17 protein-coding genes are annotated in these 12,573 nt (G+C 40.7%); 4 read left to right on the forward strand and 13 right to left on the reverse strand.

Features of this window, described 5'->3' with window-relative positions:
• Window positions 1–81 precede the first annotated feature (81 nt).
• The 7 genes from NI21_RS0110055 to NI21_RS0110080 all read right to left on the reverse strand — a co-directional run bounded on the left by NI21_RS0110055 (window position 82) and on the right by NI21_RS0110080 (window position 6,466).
• Complete coding sequence (locus NI21_RS0110055; RefSeq protein WP_033126094.1) at window positions 82–372, reverse strand: hypothetical protein; 291 nt, start codon at window positions 370–372, stop codon at window positions 82–84.
• Window positions 369–1,724 (reverse strand): relaxase/mobilization nuclease domain-containing protein, encoded by a 1,356-nt coding sequence (locus tag NI21_RS0110060; protein ID WP_033126095.1) that lies wholly within the window; start codon window positions 1,722–1,724, stop codon window positions 369–371. Before NI21_RS0110060 ends, NI21_RS0110055 begins: the two co-directional genes overlap by 4 nt.
• A gap of 1 nt (window position 1,725) precedes the next feature.
• On the reverse strand, window positions 1,726–2,070 hold the full coding sequence (locus NI21_RS0110065; RefSeq protein WP_033126096.1) for a hypothetical protein: 345 nt from the start codon (window positions 2,068–2,070) through the stop codon (window positions 1,726–1,728).
• A gap of 592 nt (window positions 2,071–2,662) precedes the next feature.
• Window positions 2,663–3,088 (reverse strand): sigma-70 family RNA polymerase sigma factor, encoded by a 426-nt coding sequence (locus tag NI21_RS0110070; protein ID WP_033126097.1) that lies wholly within the window; start codon window positions 3,086–3,088, stop codon window positions 2,663–2,665.
• Window positions 3,089–3,580: 492 nt separating this feature from the next.
• The gene (locus tag NI21_RS16435; RefSeq protein ID WP_071705139.1) at window positions 3,581–3,754 is read right to left on the reverse strand and encodes a cysteine-rich KTR domain-containing protein; all 174 of its coding nucleotides are present in this window, start codon (window positions 3,752–3,754) and stop codon (window positions 3,581–3,583) included.
• A 51-nt stretch (window positions 3,755–3,805) separates the two neighbouring features.
• Complete coding sequence (tet(O), locus tag NI21_RS0110075; RefSeq protein ID WP_008399617.1) at window positions 3,806–5,725, reverse strand: tetracycline resistance ribosomal protection protein Tet(O); 1,920 nt, start codon at window positions 5,723–5,725, stop codon at window positions 3,806–3,808.
• A gap of 366 nt (window positions 5,726–6,091) precedes the next feature.
• Window positions 6,092–6,466, reverse strand: coding sequence for a TnpV protein (locus NI21_RS0110080; RefSeq protein ID WP_015535394.1), 375 nt, complete (start codon window positions 6,464–6,466; stop codon window positions 6,092–6,094).
• A gap of 323 nt (window positions 6,467–6,789) precedes the next feature.
• Here NI21_RS0110080 and NI21_RS0110085 point away from each other — a divergent pair, with 323 nt between their 5' ends.
• Window positions 6,790–7,218 carry a hypothetical protein gene (locus NI21_RS0110085; RefSeq protein WP_033126098.1) on the forward strand — a complete coding sequence of 143 codons (429 nt, stop codon included), beginning with the start codon at window positions 6,790–6,792 and terminating at the stop codon, window positions 7,216–7,218.
• A 129-nt stretch (window positions 7,219–7,347) separates the two neighbouring features.
• On the opposite strand, the gene NI21_RS0110090 is transcribed toward NI21_RS0110085, so the two are convergent.
• The 6 genes from NI21_RS0110090 to mobC are packed head-to-tail and all read right to left on the reverse strand — an operon-like array spanning window position 7,348 to window position 11,073.
• Window positions 7,348–7,626, reverse strand: coding sequence for a helix-turn-helix domain-containing protein (locus NI21_RS0110090; protein WP_003864548.1), 279 nt, complete (start codon window positions 7,624–7,626; stop codon window positions 7,348–7,350).
• A 4-nt stretch (window positions 7,627–7,630) separates the two neighbouring features.
• Window positions 7,631–8,044 (reverse strand): dUTP diphosphatase, encoded by a 414-nt coding sequence (locus tag NI21_RS16440; protein ID WP_055057065.1) that lies wholly within the window; start codon window positions 8,042–8,044, stop codon window positions 7,631–7,633.
• Window positions 8,034–8,813 carry an FAD-dependent thymidylate synthase gene (locus NI21_RS0110095; RefSeq protein ID WP_033126099.1) on the reverse strand — a complete coding sequence of 260 codons (780 nt, stop codon included), beginning with the start codon at window positions 8,811–8,813 and terminating at the stop codon, window positions 8,034–8,036. Before NI21_RS0110095 ends, NI21_RS16440 begins: the two co-directional genes overlap by 11 nt.
• Window positions 8,800–9,126, reverse strand: a complete 327-nt coding sequence (locus NI21_RS0110100) for a hypothetical protein (protein ID WP_003864545.1) — start codon at window positions 9,124–9,126, stop codon at window positions 8,800–8,802. Before NI21_RS0110100 ends, NI21_RS0110095 begins: the two co-directional genes overlap by 14 nt.
• Before the next feature lie 29 nt (window positions 9,127–9,155).
• Window positions 9,156–10,709 (reverse strand): relaxase/mobilization nuclease domain-containing protein, encoded by a 1,554-nt coding sequence (locus tag NI21_RS0110105; protein WP_033126100.1) that lies wholly within the window; start codon window positions 10,707–10,709, stop codon window positions 9,156–9,158.
• A complete protein-coding gene (mobC, locus tag NI21_RS0110110) occupies window positions 10,687–11,073 on the reverse strand; it encodes a plasmid mobilization relaxosome protein MobC (protein ID WP_005334781.1) in 387 nt (128 codons plus the stop codon). The genes NI21_RS0110105 and mobC overlap by 23 nt, the downstream gene beginning before the upstream one ends.
• A 383-nt stretch (window positions 11,074–11,456) precedes the next feature.
• Here mobC and NI21_RS0110115 point away from each other — a divergent pair, with 383 nt between their 5' ends.
• The 3 genes from NI21_RS0110115 to NI21_RS0110125 are packed head-to-tail and all read left to right on the forward strand — an operon-like array spanning window position 11,457 to window position 12,457.
• A complete protein-coding gene (locus NI21_RS0110115; RefSeq protein ID WP_033126101.1) occupies window positions 11,457–11,882 on the forward strand; it encodes a GNAT family N-acetyltransferase in 426 nt (141 codons plus the stop codon).
• Window positions 11,883–11,907: 25 nt separating this feature from the next.
• A complete protein-coding gene (locus NI21_RS0110120; protein ID WP_008373533.1) occupies window positions 11,908–12,099 on the forward strand; it encodes a DUF6019 family protein in 192 nt (63 codons plus the stop codon).
• Window positions 12,100–12,136: 37 nt separating this feature from the next.
• Complete coding sequence (locus tag NI21_RS0110125) at window positions 12,137–12,457, forward strand: DUF3784 domain-containing protein (protein WP_008373534.1); 321 nt, start codon at window positions 12,137–12,139, stop codon at window positions 12,455–12,457.
• Window positions 12,458–12,573: the final 116 nt, after the last annotated feature.

The following is a 12,573-nucleotide window of genomic DNA, read 5'->3' on the forward strand; positions in this document are numbered from 1 at the left end:
GATAGTATGAAGTGTAGATACAGTATACCACGCCTGCGGTCAAACTTCAACGCTTTAAAGCGATAATCTTTCCGATATTTCTTAATCCTCATCATAACCCTCGGAATCAAAACTGTAATCTGCTGTGTCCCGCATGAATATCCTGCTGAGAAGCCCAAGCAAGTCCCTCCCGTCCTCTCGGAAATGTGCGGTCACTGTATATTCCGTGCCGCCGATTTTCTCGCAGAGCGTTGCCTGTTCAGGGATACGCATAAGGGGCATAATGTTTTCAGCAGGCGGCAGGGGCGGGTACACCCTATTCGGGTTTACCATTGAGATACCCTTATTTTCGTCTAAAATTTCCGTAAGTTCCTGTTCTGTCAGTCTGCTCATCGCAATGCGTCCTCCCTCTTGCGGTCTGTCCTGCCATTCTGGTTTGACCTTTGATTTTCAACCGTATCGTGGATTTGGTTCAAGCAGTCATCAATGTGGGCAGAGCGTTTTTCAATCCCGTCCGCATATTTCAGCCGCTTTCGCAGCTCCGTTATCCGTTCCGTCACCCCGTTTTTTTCTTCTCGGAGCGTTTCTTTCTCGGCGGGTGAAGCACGCCGTATCTTATTCTGCAAATGCCGCCGATAGTTGGTAAGCCTGTCCATTTCCGTCTGGTTCTTCTCCCTGTCGGCGTGCAAATCGGAGAGGGTGGAGATGTTATGCTCCGACATATAGCGTACCTGTGTGGTAATCTCATCCAGTTTCCGAAGCTCCTCTTTCATAAGCGGGCTTGTCGGCTTGTAGTCCGTGCCTTTGGGAAATATCCCCAACTGATAGCACCAATAGTAATACAACGCTAAGATTCCCCTTGTTTTCTGGTGCGGTTTCCAAGCCTTTTTATATTCTTCGGGCATATGGGGAGAGTAGGAAATCTTTGCTTTGTAGTTCCCATATCTTGCCCTTGTGCCTAAATGTGAACGGATAAAATCGGGCGTTAAGCGTTCATCAAGCGTATCTAATCTTGTGAAATGCTTATACTGCGGCAGCTTCATTTTCCAATGCCCGCCCGAAAAATCAACCTCGTAGCCTTTGTCGATTAGATACTTCATCATGTGCGGAATATCCCGACTGCCGCTGATTGCCTCCGCTAAATCTTCCAGATAGACGTTGTAGCGTGTCGGCTTGCCGCTCTTTTCATCCAGATACAGCGGTCTTGACGGTGCTTTCTTCGGGTTCTCAATCACCGATAATCCGTACTCTCTGCACAAGCGGTCTGACGTTTCCCTTAGCCGTTTCTGCTCCGATTTTGAGTAATTATATTTGCTCCCATCCAGATAGGAAACAGAGTTGAAGCAGAAGTGATTGTGGAGATGCCCCCTGTCAAGGTGGGTGACAACGATTATCTGGTACTTGTCGCCCCACATTTCCCTCGCAAGTTTTAAGCCGATTTCGTGGCATTGTTCGGGCGTTACTTCGTCTGGCTTGAAGCTCTGGTAGCCGTGCCAAGCGATATACCCGCCTGTCTTCTGGTACTGCTTTTTCGTTAGAATCATCTGCTGTAACGCTGTTTCTTTTAAACAGTTGATGGCGGAAACAAACTCTCCATTGTCCGTTTTCTGTGGATTCTTCACATAGGAGAACACGTCAAAGAAGTCCTGCATCTCCTTATTCGGCACGGTCTTTTCTGGGTTTTCCACATAAGAAATTAAGTCTTTCAACCGTCCTTCGATGTGCCAGAGGCTCGTTGCCGCCATATCAGACTGCCCCCTGTTCCGTCAATTTTTCCATGTCAAACTGCTGTGGGAGGGTATAATTCCGTTGCAGTTCCAAGATAAAATCCTCAATCTCCCTGCATATTTCATCAGCGGAAGGGGCGTAGGGGATACACTTTTTAAAGGCTACGTGTACTTCGTAAAGCGTGCCTAATAGTTCCCAAAATTCTTTCTCTGGCTGTGGCTGCGGTGCGTTTCCCCTGCATAACTGACGCATAAATTCTGCGGTGGACAGACCGCAGGCGGATGAATACTGCTTTAATTTTTCATGTTCTTCTTCGCTCAATCTAAAAGTAATGCATACTTTTTCTGATTTTTCTCTACTCATTTTTCTTAATCCTCCAGTTTTATTTTTCCTTTTATCGGGGTAGCTAGGGGTTGTCCCCTAAGTTAGTCCACACGCCTTTAGGGTGTGGATTGGATTGTGGCTGACACAATCCGATGCTCGCTATCTCTGTGGACAACTCCGCAGAGCATTTTTCTGTGTAACGGCTTTCTTAATGCCTGCCTTTACCCTCCGAAAAGGAAATCCTATGTCCTTTCCACCTCCGTTCTGGATTTTATTGCCTTTGACTTTTGGATAAATGAAAAAGCCGCCACACTGCATCACGAACGACAAGAGGATTCCCTCCCGCTCTGATTCGCAATGCTATGTAGCGGCTTTGAAATTCAAAACCCATGTCAGCCTTGCCGATTGGCTGACATTTCAATCTTATATCTATGTGCTTATTTAATTTTCAATCTTCCAATTTCCCCATTGGTATTTCAGAATACCATAGCGGCAATATGGCTGTCAAGATTTTGCACAAACTTTTTAGTATTCTCTATGGACAGGGATTTTATTCACTTATTCTAAAATTGGGTGGGAGAATTTTATCCCCCACCCAATAGCCCATAAGAAAGCATGCTGTATTAGATGACTATAAAATCTTCCGCAACTTTTTTCTAAGATGGTCTAACCGTGCATAGATAGCACCCGTCGTTAAATGCACAAGCGGGGCAATCTCTTTTGTGGAATACCCTTTCATTTTCAGCAGAACGATTTGCAGTGTACGCCTGTCCACCGTAAGTAATGCCTGATACAGATTTTCATCTTCGATTTCATCCAGTAAATCTTCAACGGTCTTTACTTCGGCTGACTGTTCCCTGTCTGCCATTCCCTCAAGGTATTCCCCGAAATCGCTTGTCCAATGGTAAAACCGCCTGTTGGAATTAAAGTCTGCCCTGTCGTCAATACGGATTTGTTCGATGGTAGCTTCATCAACTCCATGTTCCCGCAACACTTTTTCCTCGGCTTCTTTCCAGATACGCCACTTCCTGTCCTCACGTCCGTTGTTATATGCCATTCTTTTTTCCTCCAATCAATCTGAATCTTTGAAAACATAAAAATCCAGATTGAAAGGCGGCGAACGACACTTAACACCAATAATAGTCCTGCGGCACTTTCCAACCAAAAACGACAAAAGAAAAACCGCAAAGGCTTTGTGACCTTTACGGTTATGGGAAATACTAATTCTGTTGTATGGAGATTGTACTTCTACCTTCATGGTGGGAAGTACCGTTGCACTGGCAGGGATTTTTTTAACTGGCTTCCCGCCATTCCCTGATGTGCTATGTATAAATAAACTTTGCTTTATATAAGCAGATGGGCAACCGCCCGAAAAAAGGAACATAAAAACCCTCCAAATTTAAAAACAAATTCAGAGGGTAATTTAGGGTATAACAAAATAACCCACCCGAATATCGTTTTTTTTATTTGGTGAGTTTGTTCTTTCAAATACGAAACAAAAAGAGCCGATGATTCGTGAATTGTTCCACAATTTCATCGGCTCTGCGTCTTAAGCGTCTGGCTCTTTGATGACAGTTATCTTCAAGTTGTCAACTTTAATCAATCTTTCTTGTCTGCATTTTGGACAATAAAGGGGATAATTCTTCAAAACAGTGTCCTTCCTAATTTTATTACGGGTTTTGCTCCCACAAACAGGACATAATATCCATTCGCATTTCATCATAATTAGCTTCTAATCCTTTCAAATCTCATTTTATACGACTTATGCAAGCTGTTAGGCTAACTTGTGGAACATATGCCGAACCTTATCTATACGGCTATTCGGGCGGCGGGGTTGGCAAATAAGTTTACCAGTAGCTGGCTGGTATCCTTTTAACTCTGTCAAGCAGACTCCCTGCCCATTTGTGAAATAAGTTAAATCGTTCCTGTATTCTTGAATACATCTAGCAGGGATTTCTCCTTTCAGAATGACCTCGTCATTCTTTATCTGAGTACTTACAATATCTGCACAATACCTTGGAGCATCATGATACGCCCGTGAGAGATATTCCTGCGGTGCATAAATTTCAAAGTGGAGATATGGCTCTAATAGTTCTGTCCCTGCTTTTTTTAAAGCCTGCTCCAATACGATAGGGGAAAGCAGCCGAAAGTCTGCGGGGGTACTTACAGGACTATAATACAATCCATATTCAAAACAGATTTTACAGTCTGTCACTTTCCATCCATACAGCCCCTGCTCGCAGCCATAAAGAACCCCCTCCATAACCGCATTTTGGAACGATTGGTTTAAATATCCAAGTGAAACTCTGCTTTCATACTGCACTCCACTTCCAATAGGGAGCGGCTCTATGGACAACCCGACAGAAGCCCAGAAAGGATTTGGCGGGACTTCTATGTGGATGGTATATTCTGCTTTTCTAAGCGGTCTTTCCATATATATAACAGTAGGCTCTTTTATTTCTGCCTCCACATGGTATTTTTCCTCAAGGATGGCACAAATGACTTCCATCTGCACTTTCCCCAAAAAAGAAAGTATAATCTCATGCGTTGTAGTATCCACATAATATTTTAAAAGAGGGTCGCCATCTGAAATTTCTGTAAGTGCCCCAAGCAATATTTCCCGCTGTTCAGATTTCTTTGCTGCAATCGTTGTTTGGAGCATAGGGAGAGGATTTTCAATAAATGTTCTCTGCGGCAACAGCATTTCGTTCCCCAAAATACTGTTTAGCTGCAAAACATCATTTGGTAAAATTACAATATCACCAGAGCAGGCTGTATCGGATGAACATAATTCACCGTTTGTCGGAACACACATCTCTGTGATTTTTATTTTCTCTTTTTCAGATATTTTAATAACATCCCTCAAATGCAATGTTCCGCTATATATACGCACATAAACAAAACGCCGCCTTTTCTCTGAATATTCAATCTTAAAAACCTGCCCGCATAGTTCAGATTGACCTTCAGGCGTTGATGAATAAAACTTACTGGCAATCACTTCTATAAGCTGCCGAATCCCCAGATTGTTTTTAGCGCTTCCGTGATAAACGGGAAATAACGTTCCGTTTTGGAATCTCCTGTTTTCTTCCTGTTCCAGTTCTGACATTTTAAACGGTTTCCCTGACATATATTTCTCTAATAGTTCATCGTTTCCCATAATTACCGCATCCCACTGTTCCATATCGTCATTGTCCGTTACATTTATATGAGGATGCTGCCCAACCTTTTGCTTCACTATAATTTCCGAAGAAAGCTTTGCTTTCATTTCTTGATATACCATTGGCAAATCAATCCCCTCTTGGTCAATTTTATTGATGAAAAAAATTGTCGGAATCTTCATTGTCTGTAGTGCATGAAACAGTATACGGGTCTGTGCCTGTATGCCATCCTTTGCAGAAACTAATAATACTGCTCCGTCTAATACGGATAAAGAACGGTATACTTCCGCCAAAAAATCCATATGGCCTGGCGTATCTATAATGTTGACTTTTACATCCTCCCACTGAAAAGATGTCACTGCTGTCTGGATAGTGATTCCCCTTTGACGCTCCAAATTCATTGTATCTGTCCTTGTTGTGCCTTTATCTACGCTCCCTGGTTCTGCAATTGCACCACTGGTATACAATAAACTCTCCGTTAATGTTGTCTTTCCTGCGTCAACGTGAGCCAGAATGCCTAAGTTAATTATTTTCATGTGATTTTCCTCCTATCAACACCCAAAAAAGGGCATAAAAATACCCAGTGATAAATACTCCTATCACTGGGTAAATAACTCCAATAGCCCCAAAACACTTATATGTTTTCGGGCATATAAAATTACATGATAAAAGTATTCTTAAACTGGGTACAAAAAACTAAGCCCCATATTAAAAGTGAAACGGGACTGCTACTTTTTGTTCCCACTATCAAATTGACAGTTTATTTAAGAATACCTTGCCGCATATTTATTAACTCCTTGTATAATACTGAATCTAATTATATTCCTTAACCCTTTATTTGTCAAGCTGACAAACTAAAGCAGAAAAAGCGGCAGGATTTCCCCCTGCCACTAATCATCTGTTTATGCAAAAATAATTTCCTTTTCCACAATCTCCCTCGCACAAGCCCTTATGTTATTCGTTCTTCCAGTCCATTCTAAGGCGTTTTCTTCCTTTAGGCATTCCGTTATGCCCTGTGCTTGCTTCATGCCCTCTATGAGCCGTTCAAAGTGTTCCTGTGCCTGTCTGTCAATGTCGGCAAGGTAAGCATTGAGCCTGCCGCTTGTGAGAAGATTGGTGTATGTAATTTTGCGGTACTCCCGCAGATAGTCCAAGTGCCGCCGTCCGAATAAGTCTATCGACTGTTCCTTTTCGGGTGGTATGGTAAGGCAGGGTAAAATGTATTCGCCTTGCCGTTCGTATCTGCCGCCCATTTCCTCAAAGATTGATTGTACCATTTGTTTTTCCTCCAAATAAGATATTCACTCCATACTCATGTCTGCTATCATTAACACAATTTACGTTTTCTCCTTATCTGGTTTCATACATTATTTAAAATTAAATAAAAAAGTTAATTGGGTAAAATCATGTTTTGCTACATGTGATAAAGATGAATTGTTTTTAGGAAAAAATGTATTAAATGCGAGAATTACACAAGAACAGTTTGTTGAAGAAATGAAAAAAATTAAATAGTATTAAGATAATAAAACGCCCACTTTGTAGGCGTTTTATTTGAAATACAGATTTAATTCAACTATATAATTCTAAGGAACTTAATAAAATGAAGAAAAATAATATAACACTTGTATTTGTTGCTATCGTTTTTTCGATTATTGTTGGAATGATAATTGGAAAAAGCTTATTAAAGTATAAAGAAGGTGAGCCAGATGTAGTTGGCAGTTTTTCTATGAATAGAGATGAAAATTTTACAGTAGTTGCTAACAGAAAAAATATTTCTGATAAAGAAGCATTTGCAAGACTGCTTTTAAAAATGTACAAAGAGAATTCATTTCATTCAATAAAATTTTCTACAGATCATGGATATGCAACCAGCCTTGATATGACCGTATATTCTTGGAAAGAAGATATCGAAAATGGCGAATCCATTATGCAAATAGAATTTAGACCGATTGAATATGGAAAAGATTATGATCTTGTTCATAATCCGGATAAATATGTGCTTCTTATCGATGGAACAGAAATAAAGTGAAATATATAGATATGTAGATAAAGCGCAGAAAAAGAGGATTGCTCAATACAGGTTATTTTCAATTATTACCCCTAAAATGATAAAAGAGAGGCAGCGGATAATCCGTTGCCTCATTACAGTATACGACACTTAATCTAGTTCCGCCCCTAACTCATACCTCCAATACTCCGCCGCCTCATACTCCCTGGGTTCTGAGAGTACCGGTACGGTAAAGAGTTCAACCGGAACACCGAGTGTTGATGCGAAGAGCTTCATAAGATCCTCTTTCGGTGTTCGGACATCACTCTCATACTGAGCAATCCGGACATCAGCACAGCTGTCGGGAAATCCAACAGCCATGCCAAGTTCTTTTTGGGTGAGATGATTTTTTTGTCTTAAGTGTTTTAATTTTCTTCCAAATGTAATCATAGTATTATTCTCCTGTGCTTCCGAATGCCCCAGTTCCTCGTTCTTCACCAAGGTCCAGGACAAAATCTGCGATCACGACCGGTGTAATCACCAGCTGACCGACGCGTGTGTCTTTATGAATGGTCTGAGAAGATGTGCTCACGTTGCTTATAATGGCATGGATTTCACCACGATAACCGGAGTCAATCGGTGGAAGTTCACATACCAGTCCTTTTGCTGCCATGCTGCTTCGTGGAAAGACATATCCGGCAAATCCATCTGGGATGATGAGACCGAATCCAAGCGGAATTCTTGCAACCTCGCCTGGTTTTAATACGCAATCATAAGGCATGAATACATCAGCACCGGCATCATTTTCATGTGGCCGGAATGGATGATGATCTGCTTTCAGACCAAAGTCAATCAGTTTAATCTTTATGGCTGCTCATCTCCTTCCGGATCAGCAATGGATAATCTGTTTTTAAGATATCTGCAGGCATCCAAAGTTTTGAAATGGGATTCTGACAGGACATCTGTTTTTCCATGCAGCTTCCTCTCTGACAGAATGGACCGGTCAGATCTGGTGCAAAAAGAATCGGGCTTAATTTGTACAATCTTTGCCAGATATAGAGCATCACAATCCTGGTTTCATCCGTATTCCTTCTGCAGGTTCTCTGACCAATCATATGCTTCCACTGGTAAGGTGTCGCGCTGATGATCAGTACGTTTCGAAGTCCCTGAGGTGTGGCATATCCGGCTGAATCATGATCAATGCCTAAGGCACAAAGCTCTGCATAATGATCCAGATCTGACTGACAGCTTTTCTTGTAAATATCCTGGATTTCTTTATCTGCTTTCATGATTCCATATGGAATAGCAAATGCAGCATGACCGGAATAATTGCTGTACTGCAGAGATGCACTCATGTACTTTACTTCATTCTGATGTCTTGTGATCTGTGCCAGGAAGCGTCTGCTTGCACCAACAACAGCTACGGTAATGACCATGAATTTCTGCACGGTTGGATGCGGAAGCCCTGCAATGTTTTCTACAGTCTTCTGACTGTAGGATTGACGGTAAAGATCCATCAGATCTGCCATGTTCTGGATCGTATGACCGTGTTGTGTGAGTCTGGCAGCAAAGACCATATTCTGTTCTGCTTCCCGGATTCCATAGCAGTTTAAGATAGCTGTTTCAATGTGATCCATAGGCCTGTTCCTCCTTTACCAGAGCTTTTAAAAGGATCAGATAATTGATGCAGTCTGTGATTTTTTCATCCCACTGTTCCATGTCAAAATGTAACAGAGTGGAATAACACATATCGTAAAGGGATACGACATGTTTCGACATCATACCGGCCAGTGCTGCTTTTGGATCGCAGTTTTGTAAGGCGGCAGCAATCTTGAATGCACTGAGGCGGTCAATATTGTCACCGGTATATTCTTTCTTTTTATGTGCCAGAATATCGGCACACTTTCTCATCTGAAGTTCAAATACAATATTAAATTCTTCTTGTGTCATGTGATAGTTCCTCCTTTGTTTTGTGATAGTTATCGTTCGAGATCTTTGTTTTTTGATCTTACTGGTTCTGGTATCTGCATCTGAAGAATGGCATCAACATTCTGATCGGCAGTATCCAGATCTTTTAATTTTTCTTTCAAGCTGCTTATTGCTTCTTCTTCGGAAGCTATCTGCTGTTGCAGTTTTTCTTTTTGTAAAGTCAGGGTTTTTAGGCTTGTCATCTTTCCATCCTGATAAAAGGATCTCAGCCAATCTCTGGCTTCTTCATATTTCTGAATTTCCTTCGCATGTTCTTTCCGGTACTTTCCTTTGTACTTTGCTTTTGAAAACTGGGAATAAACTTCCTTATTTGCATAGTACTGTCCGGTATAACGAATTTGCTCGTTTAGGATTCTTAGATTGGATCGATGCTGAGTAAACTGTGTCTGCAGTTCAGCCAGTTCCTGCTTTGATGCAAGCAATGTGTTTTTCAGATCTGACTGTGTATCAAATCCATGCTCCTGCACATAGATAATGGTATTTGCCATTTGCTGCAGGTTAGAAAGTTTTACCCGATGAGCATAAGCTGGGCTCTGCATTGCTTTCACATTTGTCTGGAGATTTTCAACCAGGCGCAGGTGAGATCTGACGTAGAGAATGGTCAGTGGATCCTTGCGTAAGAAGGTCTGTTCCAGGTGTGCTTTTCCATATCGTGTTCCAAGTGCACGTTCAGTGATCCTCTTCTGTCGATCAGGATGAAGATAGCTGTATCTGCCACGATGCTCAATTACAGAAATCTGAAATTGTTCCAGAAGTTTGGATTGGAATTCATCAAAACTATTGGAAGTGGCAGCACATTCATTAATCGCATTTCGCAAATATTCCTTCTGTGTAAGGAACACAGTGGATGTTGGTTTGAGACCATCTTCGATGATTTTCTGATTGATCTCATCCATTTTTTGCTGTCCGTGTTTCTGTGCCATATACTCTTTCTGAGTGATTTTTTTCTCAGCCGGTGCAAGAAGATCTATCTGGTGAAGTCCTTCCTGTTGGCACCGATCCATGACACTTTTCTTAAAAGTGTTCATGAATTTATCTGTGGAACGATGCTTGTATCCGGCAGCTTCTTCATGTGGTTTATCCATATATGGCTGCCTTTCCACTGCAGTTTTCCTCACACTGTTTATGACGATGTGGGTATGGATATTTCCGGATTCGTTGTGACCATCTGTATGAGTAACTACCAGTGCCTGATATCCGGGAAACATCTGCTTTGCAAGTTCCAAACTGATTGCTTGTGCTCTCTCTCCGGTAAGTCCATTTTCTGTAACATCTGCTGGATCGTAGCTGATAATGTAGTGGTGACTTTTGATATCTTCACGTTTCTTATTCTTATGAAAATGAGCATTTGTCAGTTCACATTCCTTGTCAAAAGACATCGGATCACAGTTCAGCCCATCCATATAAAACTCTTTTCGTAGGATGCTTCGTCCGGATTCATCTACAATCTTTTCCCCGGTTTTTTCATCATGTTCAAACAGAAGGTAATTGATAGCAGCCGAGTAATTTGCATTTCTGCTTTTAATGTGTTTTACGATTGCCATTCATACCACCTGCCAGTTTCAGTACCTCTTTTCTCAATAGGAATAAGTCCGTGATGCACTGATGGATTTCATTTTCTATAGCACGAGACTGACTGCCACCACTGTTAAAATGCTTGGCGATCTGATTGAGATTCGATCCGATTTTTCCATATTCACTGACCAGTTTTCTGAGATCATTCATGTCTGCAACAACTTCAATCTGATGATGGATTTGCTTTTCCAATAGAAGTTTCCTCAGATATTCTGATCGGCTAACAGATAAACAAGCAGCGCCTTGGTCTAATAAATCCAGTTCGACATCTGTAAGACGTAATCCTATAAAATGTCTGTGATTCAGTTCTTTATCTTTGTTTTTTGTTCTCATACTCCTCCTTCCGCTGAGACTATTCCTCCCACCGGGAGTCCATGTATTTCAATATCGGCTGTCCCTTCCGATATTAGAAATAGTGCTGTGAACACCTTCAGGTGGAACCAACAGACGAGTGAAACGTCTGTTATTGAGAGGGTATGGGGAGATCCCCATCAAGATAAATCCCATAGGATGACAGGATGCCAAACGGCAATACTGTTAAACATGGGTGGATCTTGCTCTGTATGTGTACCCCTCTATATAACGAAACGCTCAGAGGCTGTTTTACAGTGGGGGAAAAGAAAAAATATCAAAAAAAATGATGATTAATGGTGAGCTTGTGATAGAATGAAAAAAAGAGAAAAGCATAAAGGATGTAGTTGTGGAGAATATTTGTTATGATTAGAAAGTTGCTGAACGGAGATATCGATAGAGTTGCTGACATATGGTTAAAGACAAATCTGAAAGCACATTATTTTATTTCCAATCAATACTGGAAAAGTAATTATGAATTAGTGAAAGAAATGATGTCACAATCCGAAGTCTATGTGTATGAAGATGATAAAATGATTCAAGGATTTGTAGGACTAAATGCTGAATATATCGAAGGTATTTTTGTCTCCGATGAAATGCAGTCATGTGGCATAGGTAAGCTTTTATTAGATTATGTTAAGGATAAAAAAGTTAACTTACGATTAAATGTATACCAGAAGAATGCCAGAGCAATTTCTTTTTACCAAAGAGAAGGGTTCATTATTCAATGTGAAGGCTTGGATGAAGCTACTGGTGAAAAAGAGTACACTATGCTATGGAAACGAAAATAGAAATCGGAATTTGGAGGATTGAATTATGTGGAATGAATTAGGTATAAGTGGAGGAACCGCAATTGTTATTTTGATTGCGCTGTATTTCGTTATCAAATGGGCAGTGAAAAATGGCATCAAAGAAGCCTACAGTGCAATCACTGGAAAGAAAACTGTTGAAGATATCCAAAACGAAAAAGAGCTGAAAGAACTTGGATTGGATTCAGAAGATCAATAACTTCAAGTTTGTGGAATCGACTGAAAGGAAGCATTATATGTTCTATATTTATATTATTTTTGATTTTGCAATGGCAGTAATTATGCTTTTATTTGGAATATGGTTTTATAGGTCAAAAGGACAAGCATCCAACTTCTTGTCTGGTTATAATATGAAATCTGCAGAAGAACGAAAAAAATATGATGAAAATGCTATGTGTAAGGCATATGGGAAGAGAATGATGCTTATGTCACTTCCTTTTATTGCTGGAATGATTATAGATATTTGGTATATAGGAACTGGTTGTTTAATTGCATGGGCGATATGGTTTGTTATGTTTATTCTGTTGCTTATAGATAGACATAAAAGAGAAAGTTAATTTATAGAAAAATAGAATGTTTTCGGGGTGAAAATACCGTTTATTTGTTTTAGACATATGATGTCCGATTGAAAATTAGCGGATTCTCGTTTTATGTCGTGGTAATTTTGCTATAT

Origin of the sequence: Eubacterium sp. ER2 (genome assembly GCF_000765215.1) — a bacterium.
Taxonomy (GTDB): domain Bacteria; phylum Bacillota; class Clostridia; order Lachnospirales; family Lachnospiraceae; genus Claveliimonas; species Claveliimonas intestinigallinarum.

Bases quoted from the DNA above. Each gene is read 5' to 3' on its own strand.
- mobC (WP_005334781.1), bottom strand. From the start codon at position 11,073: ATGAGAACAAAAAACAAAGATAAAGAACTGAATCACAGACATTTTATA.
- NI21_RS0110125 (WP_008373534.1), top strand. From the start codon at position 12,137: ATGTTCTATATTTATATTATTTTTGATTTTGCAATGGCAGTAATTATG.
- NI21_RS0110060 (WP_033126095.1), bottom strand. From the start codon at position 1,724: ATGGCGGCAACGAGCCTCTGGCACATCGAAGGACGGTTGAAAGACTTA.
- NI21_RS0110115 (WP_033126101.1), top strand. From the start codon at position 11,457: ATGATTAGAAAGTTGCTGAACGGAGATATCGATAGAGTTGCTGACATA.
- NI21_RS16435 (WP_071705139.1), bottom strand. From the start codon at position 3,754: ATGATGAAATGCGAATGGATATTATGTCCTGTTTGTGGGAGCAAAACC.
- NI21_RS0110105 (WP_033126100.1), bottom strand. From the start codon at position 10,709: ATGGCAATCGTAAAACACATTAAAAGCAGAAATGCAAATTACTCGGCT.
- NI21_RS0110080 (WP_015535394.1), bottom strand. From the start codon at position 6,466: ATGGTACAATCAATCTTTGAGGAAATGGGCGGCAGATACGAACGGCAA.
- NI21_RS0110095 (WP_033126099.1), bottom strand. From the start codon at position 8,813: ATGGATCACATTGAAACAGCTATCTTAAACTGCTATGGAATCCGGGAA.
- NI21_RS0110120 (WP_008373533.1), top strand. From the start codon at position 11,908: ATGTGGAATGAATTAGGTATAAGTGGAGGAACCGCAATTGTTATTTTG.
- NI21_RS0110100 (WP_003864545.1), bottom strand. From the start codon at position 9,126: ATGACACAAGAAGAATTTAATATTGTATTTGAACTTCAGATGAGAAAG.
- NI21_RS0110070 (WP_033126097.1), bottom strand. From the start codon at position 3,088: ATGGCATATAACAACGGACGTGAGGACAGGAAGTGGCGTATCTGGAAA.
- NI21_RS0110065 (WP_033126096.1), bottom strand. From the start codon at position 2,070: ATGAGTAGAGAAAAATCAGAAAAAGTATGCATTACTTTTAGATTGAGC.
- NI21_RS0110090 (WP_003864548.1), bottom strand. From the start codon at position 7,626: ATGATTACATTTGGAAGAAAATTAAAACACTTAAGACAAAAAAATCAT.
- NI21_RS0110055 (WP_033126094.1), bottom strand. From the start codon at position 372: ATGAGCAGACTGACAGAACAGGAACTTACGGAAATTTTAGACGAAAAT.
- NI21_RS0110085 (WP_033126098.1), top strand. From the start codon at position 6,790: ATGAAGAAAAATAATATAACACTTGTATTTGTTGCTATCGTTTTTTCG.